This window comes from Cellulomonas sp. (genome assembly GCF_017744555.1).
Lineage (GTDB): Bacteria > Actinomycetota > Actinomycetes > Actinomycetales > Cellulomonadaceae > Cellulomonas.
This window is the reverse complement of sequence record NZ_JAGIBD010000005.1, coordinates 39584-54658: the sequence shown is the minus strand read 5'-3', so window position 1 is coordinate 54658 and position 15075 is coordinate 39584. Positions and strand designations below refer to the sequence as shown.

The window sequence follows — 15075 nt, the reverse complement described above, 5'->3', positions numbered from 1 at the left end:
CAGCATCACCCGACACCCGAGGAGAACCACCATGGCGTACAGCGAGCAGGAGATCCTGGCCGGTCTGGCCGAGATCGTCAGCGAGGAGACGGGCCTGCCCACCGACTCCGTCCTGCCCGAGAAGTCCTTCACCGACGACCTCGACATCGACTCGCTGTCGATGATGACGATCGTCACGCTCGCCGAGGAGAAGTTCGACGTGCGCATCCCCGACGACGAGGTCAAGAACCTCGCGACCGTCGGCGACGCCGTCTCCTTCATCGCGGGCGCCCAGGCCTGAGCCTGATCCCTCTCGCAGGTCGGTCCCGGCGGTGCCCCCGCCCGCCGGGACCGGACCGTCCCACCGTCGACCTGGAGCACCGATGAGCCACGTACCCGACGTCGTCGTGACCGGCCTGGGCGCCACCACGCCCCTGGGCGGTGACGTCCCCAGCACCTGGGCCGCCGCCCTCGCCGGTGAGTCCGGCGCCCGGCGCTTCGAGAACGACTGGGTCGAGCGTCACGGCCTCCCGGTCGAGTTCGCGGCGACCCTCAAGGTCGACCCGTCCGAGGTCCTCACGCGGCCCGAGATGAAGAAGATGGACCCGTCCGCGCAGTACGCGGTCGTCGCGGCGCGTGAGGCGTGGGCCGACGCCGGGTCCCCCGAGGTCGACGGCGACCGGCTGGGTTCGGTCGTGTCCTCCGGGATCGGCGGCATCCAGACGATCCTCGACGCGTGGGAGGGCCTGCTCACCAAGCCGCAGAGCGCACGCCGCGTCCTGCCGATGACGGTGCCCATGCTCATGCCGAACTCGCCCACGGCCTACGTGTCGCTCGAGTTCGGTGCCCGGGCCGGTGCGCACGCGCTCGTGTCGGCGTGCGCGTCCGGCGCCGAGGCCATCGGCTACGCGGTCGACATGATCCGCTCGGGTCGTGCCGACGTCGTGATCGCCGGCGGCACCGAGGCGGTGATCCACCCGATGCCGATCGCGGCGTTCGCCGCGTCCCGCACGCTCTCGCTGCGCAACGACGACCCGCAGGGCGCGTCGCGTCCCTACGACGTCGACCGCGACGGGTTCGTGATCGGTGAGGGCGCCGGTGTCGTCGTCCTCGAGAGCGCCGAGCACGCCGCCGCGCGCGGTGCCCGCGTGTACGCGCGCGTCGCCGGTGTCGGCCTGTCGGCCGACGGCTACCACATCACGTCCCCCGAGCCCTCGGGCGACGGGCAGATCCGCGCCATGAAGCAGGCGCTCGAGGAGTCCGGCGTCGCGCAGGCCGACGTCGTGCACGTCAACGCGCACGCGACGTCCACCGTGGTGGGCGACCTCATCGAGGCGCGGTCCATCCGCGGCCTGCTGGGCGACGACGCCGACCACGTGGCCCTCTCGGCCACGAAGTCGATGACGGGCCACCTGCTCGGCGGCGCGGGCGCACTCGAGACGATCTTCACGGTGCTCGCCCTGCACGACCGGCAGGCTCCCCCGACGATCAACGTCGAGAACCCCGACCCCGAGCTGGTGCTCGACCTGGTCCGCGACAAGCCCCGCACCCTGCGCGACGGCGACATCGCGGCGGTCAACAACTCGTTCGGGTTCGGCGGGCACAACGTGGCCCTGGTGGTCACGTCCGCCTGACCTTCTCCTCCGCCGACGGCCCGGCACGTCGCGTCCTCGTGGCGCGGGTGCCGGGCCGTCGTCGTGCGGCCGTCCTCAGTACCCCGTGAACGCGTCCGTCCGCACCCGCCGGACCCCGGCCCTGCGCAACGTACGCCGAGCGTGCACGACCATGCGCGGCGGCCCGGAGACGAACGCGAGCCTGCGGTGCGCGTCGGGCACCTGCTGGACGGCCTCGTCGGTCAGCAACGGACCGGCCACGTACCGCCACCCCTCGGGCAGCGTCGCGGGCCGGTGCGGTGCCACGACGACGACGGAGGCGCCCGCGGCCTGCACGACGTCGGTGTACGGCGGCTCGTCGCCCGGGCTCAGCAGCAGCACGAGCACCACGTCGCGCCGCTCCCCCGACCGGGCGAGCGCGCCGAGCTGGCTCACGAACGGCGTGATGCCGATGCCGCCGGCCACGAGCAGCAGCGGGACGTCCGGACGCCGGGGCAGCAGGAAGTCGCCCCCGACGGCCGTCGCCCGGACCACGTCGCCCGGCGGCAGCGCGACGAGGGTCCGCTTGAACGAGCTCAGCGCGGGCGTGACCCGGAACGCGACGGCGACCCCGTCGGACGCGCCGTGGCGCGGGCCGGGCGGTGACGCGACCGAGAACACCCGGCGCGAGCCGCGGCCGTCGGTGCCGTCGTGCGGCAGGTGCAGCTCGATCCACTGCCCGGGCCGGAACCGCACCGCCCGCTCGCTCGTGAACGCGACCTCACGGACCGCGTCGGTGACCTGCCGGTGGCCGACGACCCGCAGCCGCACGGCGCGCCGCTGGCCGACGCTGAACGCCAGGACGTTGCCGACCACGAGGGCGAGCTCGGGCGTGCTCCACACCGGGCCGAGCGTGAACGGTGTCACCGTGAGCAGGCCCACGAGGCCGGCCTCGGTGAGCTGCTGCCAGCGTCGCGGCGGCAGCGTGAGCGGCTCGGTCACCATGAAGGCAGCCGCGAACACCAAGGGGTACGACGCGACGCTGCTCCACAGGGCGTCCCCGACCGCGGCACCGCCGGCGACCTGCCGCACGACCACCACCGCGACGGCCGCGCCGAGGTACGTGCCGACGAGCGCCGCACGCCGGGTCCGCAGCACGACGACGAGGCCGGCGAGCGCGACGACGGGCAGGAGCGCCGGTGTCGCGACCCACCACAGCGCGGGCAGCACCCCGAGCGGCGTCGCGAGGAGCCCGACGACGAGTGCACCGGCCGCGGCGGGGTTGACGACGTGCCGCGCCCGCACCGAGACGACGAACTTCGACGCCGCCGCGACGGCCGCGGCGCACGCAAGCGCACCGAGCGACGGGCCGTCGAGCCCCGGCCGGAACAGCAGCACGAGGATGAGCCCCGTGATGACGGACGACTCGGTGTGCGCCCTCACGCGCCAGACCGCGCCGCACAGCCGACTCACCCCGACGACGACGCCGACCGCGACGAGCACGGACACGAGCAGCGCGACGAGGTCGACGTGCACGACGTCGACCGCCCCGAGCACTCCCGCCACGGCGACGACCGCGCCGAGCGCGAGGGTCACCGTCCGGTACATCGTCACGCGGCCGAGCCACGCGTCGAGCCCGGTCATCGGAACACCTCCCCCGGCAGCCCGAGCGAGTAGCGCACGGTCCCGTCGGCGTGCACGCGCACGTAGGTGAGGTCGAACGCGACCTCGAGCCGGTCGGGATCCGTGAAGAACAGCGCGGTGGCGAGCCCGTCGGCGACCATGGCCGACCGCGCGACGGCCCAGGTCGCGACGACGTCGAGCGTCGGCCAGCCGGTGCGTGCGTCGAGCACGTGGTGCCACCCGTCCCCCCACCGGCGCAGGTCGACCCCCGACCCGCACAGTGCGGCGTCGCGCAGCTCGACGACGCCGATCACGCGGGACGGGTCGCCGGGCTGGCTCAGCCCCACGCGCGCGGGCCGGTCGCCCGCATGCAGGAGGTCGCCGCCCGCGTCGACGAGGAACGCCTCGACGCCGCACGCGCGCAGCTCCGCGCCCACGAGGTCGACGAGCTGGCCCTTGCCCGCGGCGCCGACGTCGAGCAGCACCGGTTCGAGGACGTGCAGCAGGTCGCCGTCGTGGACCAGCGCGTCGCGCGGCGCGGGCACGGGAGCGCCCGACGGTCGCAGCGTCAGGTCGGCGTCGTAGCCGAGCCGCACGAGGCTGCGCCCGACCAGGGGAGACATCGCGCCTGCAGTCCGCTCGTCGAGACGGTCGTACAGGTCGAGCAGGGCCGGACCTTCGGGCGGCAGCCGGTACGTCCCGGCCTCACGCGACATCCGCGCGACGAGCGAGTCGTCGCGGAACCTCGACCAGGTCTCGTCGTACGCGGCGATGCGGTCGTGGACGCGCGCGAGCGTCGAGGCGTCGAGCGGCCCGTCGGCACTGATCGTCCACCGGGTGCCGATCGCGTCGAACGTGGTGCTATCCGCGGGCATCCGCGGCGATCTGGTCGAGGGCCGCGGTGAAGCCCTCGGTGGTGAGCGAGGCCCCCGACACCGCATCGAGCTCCACCTCGTCGATCGCCTTGCCGACGACCTCGTCCGAGACCCCGGAGGCGAAGGCCGTCTGCCACGTCTTCGACGTGGGGTTGGTCGCTTCGGGGGTGACGTCCACGGCGCTCACCACGCCACCGTCGAGCGTGACGGAGACGTCGATGGTCTCCTTGCCGGCCGGCGACTCGTAGTTGCCGGTGGCCTCGTAGGTGCCGTCGGCGTAGCCACTGTCGTTCGTGGCGTCGCCGGTCCCGGCGTCGGCCTGCGTCGAGCACGCGGTGAGGGCCGTCGCGAGGGAGAGGCCGGACAGGAGCGCGAACGACGCCCTGCGTGAGCTGGTCATGGTGAAGTCCTTCGTGTCCCCGGGGCGACCGCCCGGTCCGTGGTGGGCCAGACGGTAGGTATCACACCTTGGCGGGGACCGTGCATGGGCTGTCCATGTCCGAATCGCTTCAGTGACCTGCGACGACACCTCCTGCCCGGGCTGTCGGGCGGGATCTCAGCCGACCCGGTGCAGCCACCGCACCGGCGCACCGGCGCCCGCGTACCGGAAGGGCTCGAGCTCGTCGTCCCACGCCTGTCCGAGGGCGAGGTCGAGCTCGGCGCGCAGGCGCACAGGGTCCGCGGCGTGCTCCAGGGCGGCGCGGATCCGGTCCTCGGGGACGACGACGTTGCCGTGCACGTCGGTGGCCGCGTGGAAGATCCCGAGCTCGGGCGTGTGGCTCCAGCGCGAGCCGTCGACGCCGTGGCTGGCCTCCTCGGTGATCTCGTAGCGCAGGTGCGCCCAGCCGCGCAGCGCCGAGGCGAGGCGCGCGCCGGTGCCCTGGGGCCCCTGCCACGAGTACTCGGCGCGGTAGAAACCGGGGCCGGCGGGCTGCGGCGTCCAGTCGAAGATCACGCGCGCGGAAAGCACGTTGCCTGCCGCCCACTCGATGTGTGGGCACAGTGCACGCGGTGCAGAGTGCACGAAAAGAACACCGCGGGTGATCGCACCTGCCATGTCGTCCTCCTGAACGGCTCGAGGTTCGCCTTCCCCAACGACCTCGCACCCGTTCCCGGGAGTGCTCCACGGACTCGCGGCGTGCAGCACGCGGTCGACGACCACGTGCAGTGGACACTATGGCGGACGTCGTGCCGCTGCGCCAGCGACACGACGTCCGAGATCAGAGCTGCTCGCGGATCGCGCGCATCGCCTTCTTGCGGACCGAGCGCTCGAGACGGTCGAGGTAGAGCAGCCCGTCGAGGTGGTCGACCTCGTGCTGGAGGCAGCGGGCCATGAGCTCGGTGCCCTCGACGACGACCTCCTTGCCGTCCAGGTCGGTGCCGACGACACGTGCGTACCAGGCGCGGTGGGTCGGGTACCAGAGGCCGGGGACCGACAGGCAGCCCTCGTCGCCGTCCTGGTACTCGTCCTCCGACAGCTCGACGATCTGCGGGTTGAGCACGTAGCCGATCTCGTCGTCGATGTTCCACGAGAACGCGCGCAGGCTCACGCCGATCTGGTTCGCGGCCAGCCCGGCGCGGCCGTCGTGGTCCACGGTCTCGAGGAGGTCCTCGACGAGCGCGCGGACGCGGTCGTCGATCGTCGTGATCGGGTCGCACGGCGTGCGCAGGACGGGGTCTCCGACGGTCCGGATCTCTCGCATGGCCATGAGGCGATCCTTTCACGGACCGCACGGTCGTCGTGGCGCGTCAGGCGTGCGGCGGCCGCGTGTGACGACCGAGACACCCGCTGCACGTGGTCGCACGGGGGCACGCGTCCTAGACTTTGTACTGACCGGTCAGTTCAAGGAGGCTCACCATGACCGACCTCGCCACCCCGCCGCCCGCCGTCGACGCCCGCGATCTCGCGCTGCACGGCCGCCGCGGCGTCGTCTACGGCCCGGTCGACATGACGATCGACCCCGGCACGCTCACGATCCTGCACGGGCCCCAGGGCGGCGGACGCACGAGCCTGCTGCTCACGCTCGCCGGCCGGATGGTGCCGGACCGCGACTCCCGGCTGACCGTGCTGGGGCACCCGCTCCCGGCCGAGCGCCGATCCGTGCAGCGCGTCGCCGCGCTGGCCGGGTTCACCGGCATCGACGAGCTCGACGAGTCCGTCACGGTCGGGGCGCTGCTGCGCGAACGGCTCGGCTGGCTCGCCGCCTGGTACCGGCGCACGCCCGCCGTCACCTCGACGGTCACCACCGCACGGCTCGCCCGGGCGTTCGGCGACCGTGCGGTACCCGCACCCGGGACGCTCGTCTGGGACCTCGACGAGGTCGACCTCCTGCTGCTGCGGATCGGGCTCGCGCTCGTCCAGCAGCCCGACCTGCTCGTCGTCGACGACGTCGACCAGGTGCACGACGACGCACGTCGCCAGCTCGTCTGGTCGCGGCTCGAGGCGCTCGCCGCCGACGGGCTCACGGTCGTCGCGTCATGCGCGTCGTCCGACGAGGTCGACCGCATGCGGTGGACCCGCAGACCGACCGTCGTCGCGCTCGCGACCGGCCCCCACCTCGACTGACCCTCCGACACGAAGGACCCCTCGTGCTCCCGTTCACCTCAGGCAACGAGCTGCGCCGCTTCGGCCGCGGCACCCTGCCGCGCCTCGCCGTCGTCGCGATGATCGCCGTGCCGCTCCTGTACGGCGTGCTGTACCTCTGGGCCTTCTGGAACCCGACTGGACACCTCGACCGGCTGCCCGTCGCGCTCGTGAACAGCGACACCGGTGCGCAGCGCGACGGCACCGCGGTGCACGCGGGCGACGACCTCGTCGAGCAGCTGACGTCGTCGAAGGACCTCGACTGGGTCGTCACCGACGCCGCCGAGGCCACCGACGGCGTGCACGACGGGCGGTACTACTTCGCCGTGACCGTGCCGGCCGACTTCTCGGCCGACCTGGTCTCAGCGGGCGGCGACACCCCGACGGCCGCCCAGATCGACGTCACGTACGACGACGCCAACTCGTTCCTCGTGAGCTCGCTCGGCCGGTCCGCGATGGAGCGGATCCGCGCCGCGGTGTCCGCCACCGCGGGCGAGCAGGCCGTCGACGCCGTCCTCGTCGGTCTCGGGCAGGCGCACGACGGGCTCGCCTCGGCGTCCGACGGAGCGCTGCGGCTGCGGGATGCGGCATCGCAGCTCGGTGGCGGAGCGCACAGCGTCGCCGACGGCGCGGGCACGCTAGCGTCGGGTGCCCGGAAGGCCGCCGACGGGGCCGCTCGTCTCGACTCGGGTGCCCGCACGCTCGCGACGGGCGCGGACCGGACCGCCGACGGGGCGGCGCAGGTCGCGGACGGGAGCGCCCAGGTCGCCGCCGGTGTGCACGCGGCCGTCGGCCAGGTCGACGCGCTCGCCGCCGCGCTCCCCGCAGCGTCGGGCACGCTCACCGACGTCGGCGCTTACCTCGCGACCCAGGCACAGGCGGGCGACCCGACGGCCGCGGCGTTGCTCGGCAAGCTCCAGCAGACCTCGAAGGCGCTCCCCGACGGCGCGGCGCTCGCCTCGGCACGCAGCAGCCTCGGTGCGCTCGACGACGGCGCCCGGGCCACCGCCGACGGGGCAGCCGCGCTGCGGGACGGCACGTCGCAGGTCGCCGCCGGGTCGTCGAGCCTGGCGTCGGGTGCGTCGTCGCTGGCGGACGGGACCGCGCAGGTCGCCGACGGTGCGCGGTCGCTGGCCGCGGGTGCCGGCACGCTCGCCGACGGCACCGACCAGCTCACCGACGGCACCGGCACGCTCGCCGACTCCCTCGCGCAGGGTGCCGACAAGGTGCCGGACGACACGGCCGACCAGCGCGCGGCCCGCGCCGCGACCCTGGCCACACCGGTCACGCTGTCGACCGACGACGTCGCGACCGCCGAGGGGTTCGGCGAGGGCATCGCGCCGTTCTTCCTGCCGCTCGCCCTGTTCCTCGGCGGGGTCGTCACGTGGATGATCCTGCGGCCCGTGCCGCCGCGCGCGCTCGCGACACCCCTGCCCGGGTGGCGCACGGCCCTCGCCGGCTACCTCCCCGCGGCCCTCGTCGGCGTGGTGCAGGTCGCGGCGCTGCTCGGCGTGATGCGGCTCGTCGGGCTCGACCCCACCCACCCCGTCGGAGCGCTCGCGTTCCTGCTGCTCGTGGTCGCCGCGTTCCTGGCCCTGCAGCAGACCATCCTGTCCCTGCTCGGGACCGCCGCGGGTCGCGTGACGACGCTCGCGCTGCTCGTCCTCCAGCTCGCGTCGGCCGGCGGCACGTACCCGGTCGAGACCTCCCCCGCGTTCTTCCGGGCCATCCACCCGCTGCTGCCGCTGAGCTACGGCGTCGACGGGCTACGGTCGCTGCTCACCGGCGACCCCGACGCACGGCTCTGGTCCGCCGTCGCCTACATGGTCGTGCTGCTGCTGGGTTCGCTGGCCGTGACGTCGTGGCGTGCGGGCCGGATGCGCACGTGGACCCTGAGCCGGCTGCACCCGGCACTGTCGATCTGAACCGTCTGGGAGGCTGACCGCCATGAGGTCGACGGACACCCGGCAGCACATCGTCGAGGCGGCGCTCGCGCTGGTCGCCGAACGAGGGTTCAGCGCGACCTCCGTCGACGAGATCGCCGCCGCCGCGCACGTGGCCAAGGGCAGCGTGTTCTACAACTTCGGGTCGAAGACCGGGCTCTTCGAGGCGATCATCGCCGAAGGCGTCAGCCGGTTGACGGCGGCGCTGCGGACGGCGGCCGACGGGCTGCACGGCCGCGAGGCCGTCGAGGCGCTCGTCGCGGAGCTGCTGCGGCAGGTGCACCAGCACCCGGACTTCGCGAAGGTGATGGTCGCCGAGGCGTTCCGCACCGGACGGTCCTGGCAGGACTCGATCCGGCAGCTGCGCGACGACTCGATCGGCACGTTCGCGGCCGTGGTCGCCGACGCGTGGCCCGAGCGCGACCCGTCGATCACCGCGGCCACCATCTTCGGGGGCACGTTGCTCGCGGGCCTCGAGTGGCTGGCGTTCCAGCCGGAGCGCTCGCTCGACGACGTGTGCCGCGCGGTGCTCGACGCGGTGCACTGAGCGCTGGTGCATCTCCCCCGCACAGCACGACGCCGGTGGTGACTCGTCGTCACCACCGGCGTCGTCGTGCCCCGGAGCTGCCGGGACTCAGAGCTGTGAAGCGGTCACTCGCCCGCGCGCTGCGTGGGGACGCCCGTGAGGAGCTGGCGCACCTCGGCCTCGTGGAACCGGCGGTGGCCGCCGAGGGTGCGGACGGCCGACAGCTTGCCGGCCTGGGCCCAGCGGGTGACCGTCTTGGGGTCCACGCGGAACAGCACAGCCACCTCACCGGGCGTGAGCAGGGCACCCTGCGAGAGGGGGGCGTCCGTGGTGGGGGTGGACAGAGCCATGTCGTTCTCCTTGTCGTTCGGTAGCTCGGCTGGCCTCGTGGGCCCCGTGGCTTTGCGTCCCCGCCTTGCAGCGGGTTTGCCGTTGTCGCTGACAAAGGAACTATGACCGAATCTGGACACTTGTGCAAGTACGTCCAGCACCTGTTTCGTCGGCAAACGGGTGATTTCAGATCGGACGCATCCGGACGGTCCGGATGAGTGCGCGCGCCTCCTGGACGCCCGTCCAGGTGTCGCCGCAGGTCAGCGGCCCGTCACACCTTCCCGAACCTCGCGCGGACGAACGAGTAGACCCCGAACGCCATGAGGCCCACCGCCACGAGCGCCAGCAGGAGATCACCCGCAGGCTGCCGCTGCAGCGTCCGCAACGCCGTGTCGATGCCCCCCGCCTCCTGCGGGTTCGCATGCCAGGCGGCCAGCACGAACAGCACACCGACGATCGCCAGCGCGACGCCCTTCGCCACGTACCCGACCATCCCCGACCACCGCACGGCCGTGCCGGCGCGCCCGCCCGGCAGCCCGCGCAGGTCCTCGAGGAACTTCTGCCGCGCACCCTTGACCACGTGGTAGACGCCGACGACGACCACCGCCACGCCCACCGCACCGACCAGCACCCGGCCGCCGGGCGCCTGCATCAGCCGCGTCGTCGTGTCCGTCGTCTGCTGGTCGCTCGACTTCCCGCCGCCCGTCGCGAACGCGTACGACGTCGCCGCCAGTGCCAGGTAGACGACGGCCTTCCCGCCCGCCTTGGCCCGGTCGCCCGTCGACCGTTCGCCCAGCCCTGGCGACCCGCCGGGCCGGCCCCGGAGCGCGATCGCGGCCTGCCAGGCGCCCAGCGCGGCGAAGGCCACGACGGCGAACCACAGCACCACGGCACCGAACGGCGTCTGTGCGACCGTCTGCAGCGCACCCGACTGGTCCGCCTCCTGCGACGTGTCACCGAGCGCGAGCCTCAGCGCGAGCAGGCCGATCAGCGCGTGCAGCACACCGCTCACGACGTACCCGAGCCGGGCCGCCACCTCCCAGGAACGCGCCGCGTGCGCGGTCGCCTGCTGCGTCGTCATGACCGTCTCCGTCCTCGTGGGTCCGCGGCGGACGCGCCGATGCTGGCAGACCCGAGGCGTGTCGGCGACCGGAGGCACCTGGGGGTGGTGCCGTAACCTGAGCGGCGTCCTCGGGGGCAGTAGCTCAGCCGGTCAGAGCAGCGGACTCATAATCCGTGGGTCGTGGGTTCAAGCCCCACCTGCCCCACCCAGCGTGACGCGACGTCGCCGTACGGGCATCTGGTCGCGGCGGGGTGCGCGGGACCGCCGTCGAGCGCCGGTACCGTGATGCGGTGCCACTGTTCTCCCGACGGCGCCGCCTCCCCGCCGCCGAACGCGCCCGGCTCGACCTGCGGTCCGGCGACACCGTCCTCGCGAGCACCGAGCTCGCCGACGGCCAGTGGGTCGTCGCGACCCGACGCGCCCTCCACGTGCTCAACAGCGACGAGGTCGCCCGGTCGCCGTGGTGCGACGTGGACGGCGGGACGCTCGACCCAGCCACGCGCACCCTGAGCGTGCGGTGGGTGTGGGGGGCGACCAGCCAGATCGTGTTCCCCGAGGAGCCCGGTGCGCGGACGTTCAGCCAGACGTTCCGCGAACGGGTCCAGCAGTCCGTGGTGCACGTCGTCACCGCGGCCGTGCCCGACGGGCGACGCGTGCGGGTCGCGCTGCGTCGCGACGAGGACGGCGAGCTCTTCACCCAGGTGATCCCCGACGGGGTCGTCGACCTCGCCGACCCCGCCGTCACGGCCGCCGTCGACGCTGCTGAGGCCGAGGTCCGGGACACCGTCGGGCTCCCCCGGTGACCGTTCCGGGGCCGCTCGCGACGGCTCCGGCATGGTCAGAGGCACCCCTGAACGGCTGCTAGAGTTTCTTCCCGCACGATCCCTCGTAGCTCAATTGGCAGAGCATCCGACTGTTAATCGGACGGTTACTGGTTCGAGTCCAGTCGAGGGAGCCACACCAGAGGCCTCTGACCCGCGGCGACGGGAGTCAGGGGCCTTCGTGCTGCGTGCGGCTGCTCCGTGACGTCGACGCGGCCGAACGGCGCTGCCGTCTCGTCCGACGCCTGGACGGGTCAGGCGCCGCACGTCGGCCCGGAGTCGAACGGCCCGTCGACCGTCCACGTGCGCGCGACGGGCCGGAAGAGGAACCTGGGTCCCGCGAGCAGGCATCAGCGCTCAAGGAGGCGGCCCGGGTGTCAGCGCGGGGGCTCATCAGGTGGTCGGCCGTGGTCGCGGCGGCCGCCGCGATGGTCCTGCTTCTCCCGGCCGCCTCGCAGGGTGCGTCGGACGTGCTGTGCGCGCGAGCGGCCGAGCTGGTGCGCGCGGCCGACCCCGGCGCGGCACTGACGCTGCTGGACGAGCGCGAGCAGGAGCTCGACGCCCTCGCGCGCCGCGATACCGGCACGTTGTGCCCCGCCGAGACCCGCGCCGCGCGACGCAACCAGGCGGAGGCCGACAAGCTCGTCAAGGCCGCCGAGGCCTCCCCGCGCCCGGCGAACGCACCCGAGCTGCTCGCGGCCGCCAAGAAGCTCGACGCCAAGGACCCCGACGTCGTGCGGCTGACGACCGACACCACCTGGGCGCAGGACCGCGGCACGCAGTGGACCGCGTTCTCGAAGGCACGCCTGGAGCCTCTCGGGGCACCCGCGGCCGTGGCGCTCGCGATCACGTTCGGCTGGCTCGTGGTCGGCCGTGTGCTCGTCCAGGCGTACCCGGCGAGCCTCGCGTTCCGCGACGGCAGGAAGGCGAGCCGGCGGGTCGCCGCGGGGGCCGTCGCCGCCGTGGTGTCCGGGCTGATGTTCACGCTGTGGGCCCCCGCACTGCAGCGGTGGCCGCTGGTCGCCGTCGTCGCCGGTGCCGCCGTCGTCGGCGGGTGCGGGGCGTTCGCGCTGTCGTACGGGCTCGCGAGCCGGCTGCGGATCACGATCGACGCCACGTCGTCGGACGACCAGGACGCGCCGTCGGCGTCGCGGATCCTCGCGATCCTGCGCAAGCTCGGCGCCGACCCACCGCGAGGACTGGAGGTGCCCGTCGGGACCGACGTGTCCGTCCTGTCCGACGCGGTCACCAAGGTGCCGCAGGCGAGCTGGCTGTCGTCGATCGTCACCGCCCTGTCGGCGGTGCTCGGGTTCACGCCGTGGAAGGTCGTCCTCGACAAGACGGCGGACGGGACCGCCGTCGTGGTGACGCGCAACGGGCGCACGATGGACTCGACGATCGTGCGCGCGGACGTCCTGGGGACGGGCATGCCGTCGGCCACGTCCGACGTGCTCGTCGCGTCGTTCGTGCTCCTGACCCTGGCCGACGGCTACCGGGAACGGGTCGGCTTCGAGGGGCTGCTCGGGAGCCGCAGCTGGAAGAGCATCGGCATGGTCGCGTCGACCCAGCCGCAGGTCGCACCGCCGGCCACGACGGACAAGGCCGAGGTGCGGCGCATGCTCTCGGCGGCGGCGCTGCTCGAGGACAACCCGTTCACCCGGATCGCCCTGCACGAGAGCCTCTACCGCGACCGCGACGACGCCGCGGTGGCCGAGGGGTACGCGCAGTGGCTGTACGAGGAGTCGACGCGGTACGGGCCCGGACCGTCGTCGACGGCGGCAGCCCGGGCGGCGGCGGGCTCGGCACGCAGCGCGGTCGCGTCGGCCGTGGCTGCCCGCACTGCCGCGACGGCGGTGCTCGCCGCCCGGTCCGCCCTCGACGTCGTGGTGGAGGCGGAGGCCGCGGGGGCGGCCACGAGCGCGCAGGTGCTCACGGCCCGGGCGGCTCTGCGACGCGCGGTGGGTGAGCGGGACGCCGCATCGCGGTCCGACGCCGAGTCGGTCTGTTGGGCCGACCTCACCGACGTGCTGGCCCGGGCCGCCGCGGCCTGGGCGGCGCGTGCCAGGTCCGCCGGGTCCGCCCGCGACGCGCAGGCGTCCGTGGCGAGCACGATGACGGCCCGGGCGGTCGTCGCGGCCGACCTCGCCGAGCGCAGCCGGACCGACGCGGAACGGGCCGCGCGCGGGGCGACCGCCGCCGCGCGAGCGGCCGCCTCGGTGCTGCCGCAGCCGCCCGCCGACCTGCCGTGGATCGGCGACCCGTCCAGGCGCGGTCTGCAGGACTCCGACCCGCCCGAGCCCGGCGCGAGCGAGGCGACCCGGCTGCGCCTGCTCAACGCGTGCGTCGCGGTGACGCTCAACGTCCTGGCGACGAAGCCCCGGGAGACGGTCGCGGTGCGCCGGCTCGACGCGGCCTGGCGGGAGCTGAGGTCCGCGATCGCCGCAGCACGGGCAGCTCGGCCGTCGCCGCAGCTGGTCATGTTCCTCGACGAGCTCGACGCGCAGGTCGTGGTGCTGGCAGCGGCCGTCGAGAAGCACACCACGGGAACCGGGGCCGGGTCGTCCGGTGCGTCGTGGACGGTCGAGGAGCACAACCGGATCGGCGCCGTCGCCCTGCACGACCTCGGTCCGCGTGCGTACAACGCGATGTGCGTGCTCGTCGCGGACCGCGAGATCGACCGCGCGCTCGCGCTGTACGGCGTGGTGTCCGTGGACAAGCCGAACCGGGAGTGGAGCCTGGACGACCCGGCGCTCGAGCCGTTGCGCCGGCGCGACGAGATGTGGGAGGCGGCCGTCTCCGAGGGCCTGCTCTCGGTGCCGCCGTTCGCCGCGTCCGCGACCGCGTTGAAGGCGGCGGGGCTGACCTCGGCGGCGACCGTCGCGGCCACGGCGCCCGGGGTGCTGGCCGACCTGGTCCACGTGTCACGCGCAGAGGCACGCCGGCAGGTCGACTTCGCGGCCGTCCTCACGATCCCCGAGCGGGAGCTGGGTTCGCACCTCGTCGAGGTCGCGAAGGTCCTCGTCGACGTCGGGGCGACCGATGCAGCGGCGCTCCGGTCGAACGCGGCGGCCGTGTCGGCGAGGCTGAGCGCGGTTCCCGGTCTGCGCGCTCACGAGCGGGCCCGGCTCAGCGACGCGGGACGCGCATGGTTGGACGACCTCGCCCGGTGACGGCCGCGGCGGGGCGTCGAACGCTGACCACGCACGCCGACCGGACGGCCGGTGCCGATCGCTCCTACGGTGGAGCCATGCCGCGCACCATCGCCACCACCACGACCGTCGACCGCACCGGCCTGCTGGACTTCGTCCGCGACCGGCACAGCTTCGTGCTCGTCACGACCCGCAAGGACGGCCGGCCGCAGGTCTCCCCCGTCACCGGCGGTGTCGACCAGGAGGGCCGCCTCGTCGTCTCGACCTACCCCGGGCGCGCCAAGGCGGTCAACGCCGAGCGCGACCCGCAGGTCAGCGTGTGCGTCCTGTCCGACGACTTCGGGGGCGCGTGGGTGCAGGTCGACGGCACGGCGGAGGTGCTGCACATGCCCGACGCGGAGGACGCGCTCGTGGACTACTACCGGTGCATCGCGGGCGAGCACCCCGACTGGGACGAGTACCGCGCCGCGATGCGGGTGCAGGGCAAGTCGCTCATCCGGATCACGCCGACCCGGTGGGGGCCGGTCGCGACCGGTGGCTTCCCGGCCGACGTCGCGGCGCGGCTCGACGGCTGACCGCAGGCCCGACGG

The 15075-nt window shown here is 73.9% G+C and carries 15 protein-coding genes, 2 tRNA genes and 1 riboswitch; of the genes, 10 read left to right on the top strand and 7 right to left on the bottom strand.

The window, feature by feature from the left end; all coding sequences use genetic code 11:
• Positions 1–31: 31 nt before the first annotated feature.
• Both J7523_RS05110 and J7523_RS05105 read left to right on the top strand, forming a co-directional pair.
• Positions 32–280, top strand: coding sequence for an acyl carrier protein (locus J7523_RS05110; RefSeq protein WP_191786067.1), 249 nt, complete (start codon positions 32–34; stop codon positions 278–280).
• Between the two features lie 82 nt (positions 281–362).
• On the top strand, positions 363–1613 hold the full coding sequence (locus tag J7523_RS05105; RefSeq protein WP_291883113.1) for a beta-ketoacyl-[acyl-carrier-protein] synthase family protein: 1251 nt from the start codon (positions 363–365) through the stop codon (positions 1611–1613).
• Positions 1614–1688: 75 nt separating this feature from the next.
• Here J7523_RS05105 and J7523_RS05100 read toward each other — a convergent pair whose 3' ends face one another.
• The 5 genes from J7523_RS05100 to def all read right to left on the bottom strand — a co-directional run bounded on the left by J7523_RS05100 (position 1689) and on the right by def (position 5778).
• Positions 1689–3215, bottom strand: coding sequence for a hypothetical protein (locus J7523_RS05100; RefSeq protein WP_291883108.1), 1527 nt, complete (start codon positions 3213–3215; stop codon positions 1689–1691).
• Complete coding sequence (locus J7523_RS05095) at positions 3212–4069, bottom strand: FAD:protein FMN transferase (protein WP_291883104.1); 858 nt, start codon at positions 4067–4069, stop codon at positions 3212–3214. Before J7523_RS05095 ends, J7523_RS05100 begins: the two co-directional genes overlap by 4 nt.
• Positions 4056–4469: an FMN-binding protein gene (locus J7523_RS05090; protein WP_291883101.1), complete on the bottom strand. Its 414-nt coding sequence runs from the start codon at positions 4467–4469 to the stop codon at positions 4056–4058. The genes J7523_RS05095 and J7523_RS05090 overlap by 14 nt, the downstream gene beginning before the upstream one ends.
• Before the next feature lie 156 nt (positions 4470–4625).
• Complete coding sequence (locus J7523_RS05085; RefSeq protein ID WP_291883097.1) at positions 4626–5126, bottom strand: DUF3145 domain-containing protein; 501 nt, start codon at positions 5124–5126, stop codon at positions 4626–4628.
• A 163-nt stretch (positions 5127–5289) separates the two neighbouring features.
• On the bottom strand, positions 5290–5778 hold the full coding sequence (gene def / locus J7523_RS05080) for a peptide deformylase (protein WP_291883094.1): 489 nt from the start codon (positions 5776–5778) through the stop codon (positions 5290–5292).
• Positions 5779–5927: 149 nt separating this feature from the next.
• Here def and J7523_RS05075 point away from each other — a divergent pair, with 149 nt between their 5' ends.
• From J7523_RS05075 to J7523_RS05065, 3 genes are read left to right on the top strand one after another with little or no spacing between them, the layout of a single operon-like run.
• Positions 5928–6635 (top strand): ATP-binding cassette domain-containing protein, encoded by a 708-nt coding sequence (locus J7523_RS05075; protein ID WP_291883091.1) that lies wholly within the window; start codon positions 5928–5930, stop codon positions 6633–6635.
• A 23-nt stretch (positions 6636–6658) separates the two neighbouring features.
• Positions 6659–8578 carry a YhgE/Pip domain-containing protein gene (locus J7523_RS05070; protein WP_291883088.1) on the top strand — a complete coding sequence of 640 codons (1920 nt, stop codon included), beginning with the start codon at positions 6659–6661 and terminating at the stop codon, positions 8576–8578.
• Between the two features lie 22 nt (positions 8579–8600).
• Positions 8601–9143 (top strand): TetR/AcrR family transcriptional regulator, encoded by a 543-nt coding sequence (locus tag J7523_RS05065; protein ID WP_291883085.1) that lies wholly within the window; start codon positions 8601–8603, stop codon positions 9141–9143.
• 104 nt (positions 9144–9247) lie between these two features.
• Here J7523_RS05065 and J7523_RS05060 read toward each other — a convergent pair whose 3' ends face one another.
• Both J7523_RS05060 and J7523_RS05055 read right to left on the bottom strand, forming a co-directional pair.
• Positions 9248–9472, bottom strand: a complete 225-nt coding sequence (locus J7523_RS05060; protein ID WP_291883082.1) for a BldC family transcriptional regulator — start codon at positions 9470–9472, stop codon at positions 9248–9250.
• A gap of 16 nt (positions 9473–9488) precedes the next feature.
• A riboswitch (cyclic di-GMP riboswitch) is annotated at positions 9489–9563 on the bottom strand.
• A 160-nt stretch (positions 9564–9723) separates the two neighbouring features.
• Positions 9724–10533 carry a DUF1206 domain-containing protein gene (locus J7523_RS05055; RefSeq protein ID WP_291883080.1) on the bottom strand — a complete coding sequence of 270 codons (810 nt, stop codon included), beginning with the start codon at positions 10531–10533 and terminating at the stop codon, positions 9724–9726.
• A gap of 113 nt (positions 10534–10646) precedes the next feature.
• Between J7523_RS05055 and J7523_RS05050 the strand changes: the two genes are divergently transcribed.
• The 5 genes from J7523_RS05050 to J7523_RS05030 all read left to right on the top strand — a co-directional run bounded on the left by J7523_RS05050 (position 10647) and on the right by J7523_RS05030 (position 15060).
• Positions 10647–10720, top strand: a tRNA-Ile gene (locus tag J7523_RS05050).
• Positions 10721–10805: 85 nt separating this feature from the next.
• Positions 10806–11318, top strand: coding sequence for a hypothetical protein (locus J7523_RS05045; RefSeq protein WP_291883078.1), 513 nt, complete (start codon positions 10806–10808; stop codon positions 11316–11318).
• Between the two features lie 79 nt (positions 11319–11397).
• Positions 11398–11473 (top strand) — tRNA-Asn (locus J7523_RS05040).
• 237 nt (positions 11474–11710) lie between these two features.
• A complete protein-coding gene (locus J7523_RS05035) occupies positions 11711–14506 on the top strand; it encodes a hypothetical protein (protein WP_291883075.1) in 2796 nt (931 codons plus the stop codon).
• A gap of 77 nt (positions 14507–14583) precedes the next feature.
• Positions 14584–15060: a PPOX class F420-dependent oxidoreductase gene (locus J7523_RS05030; RefSeq protein WP_291883072.1), complete on the top strand. Its 477-nt coding sequence runs from the start codon at positions 14584–14586 to the stop codon at positions 15058–15060.
• Positions 15061–15075 lie beyond the last annotated feature (15 nt).

Coding starts and splice junctions, on each gene's coding strand:
- J7523_RS05095 (WP_291883104.1), bottom strand. CDS start 4,069: ATGCCCGCGGATAGCACCACGTTCGACGCGATCGGCACCCGGTGGACG.
- J7523_RS05085 (WP_291883097.1), bottom strand. CDS start 5,126: ATGGCAGGTGCGATCACCCGCGGTGTTCTTTTCGTGCACTCTGCACCG.
- J7523_RS05030 (WP_291883072.1), top strand. CDS start 14,584: ATGCCGCGCACCATCGCCACCACCACGACCGTCGACCGCACCGGCCTG.
- J7523_RS05055 (WP_291883080.1), bottom strand. CDS start 10,533: ATGACGACGCAGCAGGCGACCGCGCACGCGGCGCGTTCCTGGGAGGTG.
- J7523_RS05105 (WP_291883113.1), top strand. CDS start 363: ATGAGCCACGTACCCGACGTCGTCGTGACCGGCCTGGGCGCCACCACG.
- J7523_RS05075 (WP_291883091.1), top strand. CDS start 5,928: ATGACCGACCTCGCCACCCCGCCGCCCGCCGTCGACGCCCGCGATCTC.
- J7523_RS05090 (WP_291883101.1), bottom strand. CDS start 4,469: ATGACCAGCTCACGCAGGGCGTCGTTCGCGCTCCTGTCCGGCCTCTCC.
- J7523_RS05110 (WP_191786067.1), top strand. CDS start 32: ATGGCGTACAGCGAGCAGGAGATCCTGGCCGGTCTGGCCGAGATCGTC.
- def (WP_291883094.1), bottom strand. CDS start 5,778: ATGGCCATGCGAGAGATCCGGACCGTCGGAGACCCCGTCCTGCGCACG.
- J7523_RS05100 (WP_291883108.1), bottom strand. CDS start 3,215: ATGACCGGGCTCGACGCGTGGCTCGGCCGCGTGACGATGTACCGGACG.
- J7523_RS05065 (WP_291883085.1), top strand. CDS start 8,601: ATGAGGTCGACGGACACCCGGCAGCACATCGTCGAGGCGGCGCTCGCG.
- J7523_RS05060 (WP_291883082.1), bottom strand. CDS start 9,472: ATGGCTCTGTCCACCCCCACCACGGACGCCCCCCTCTCGCAGGGTGCC.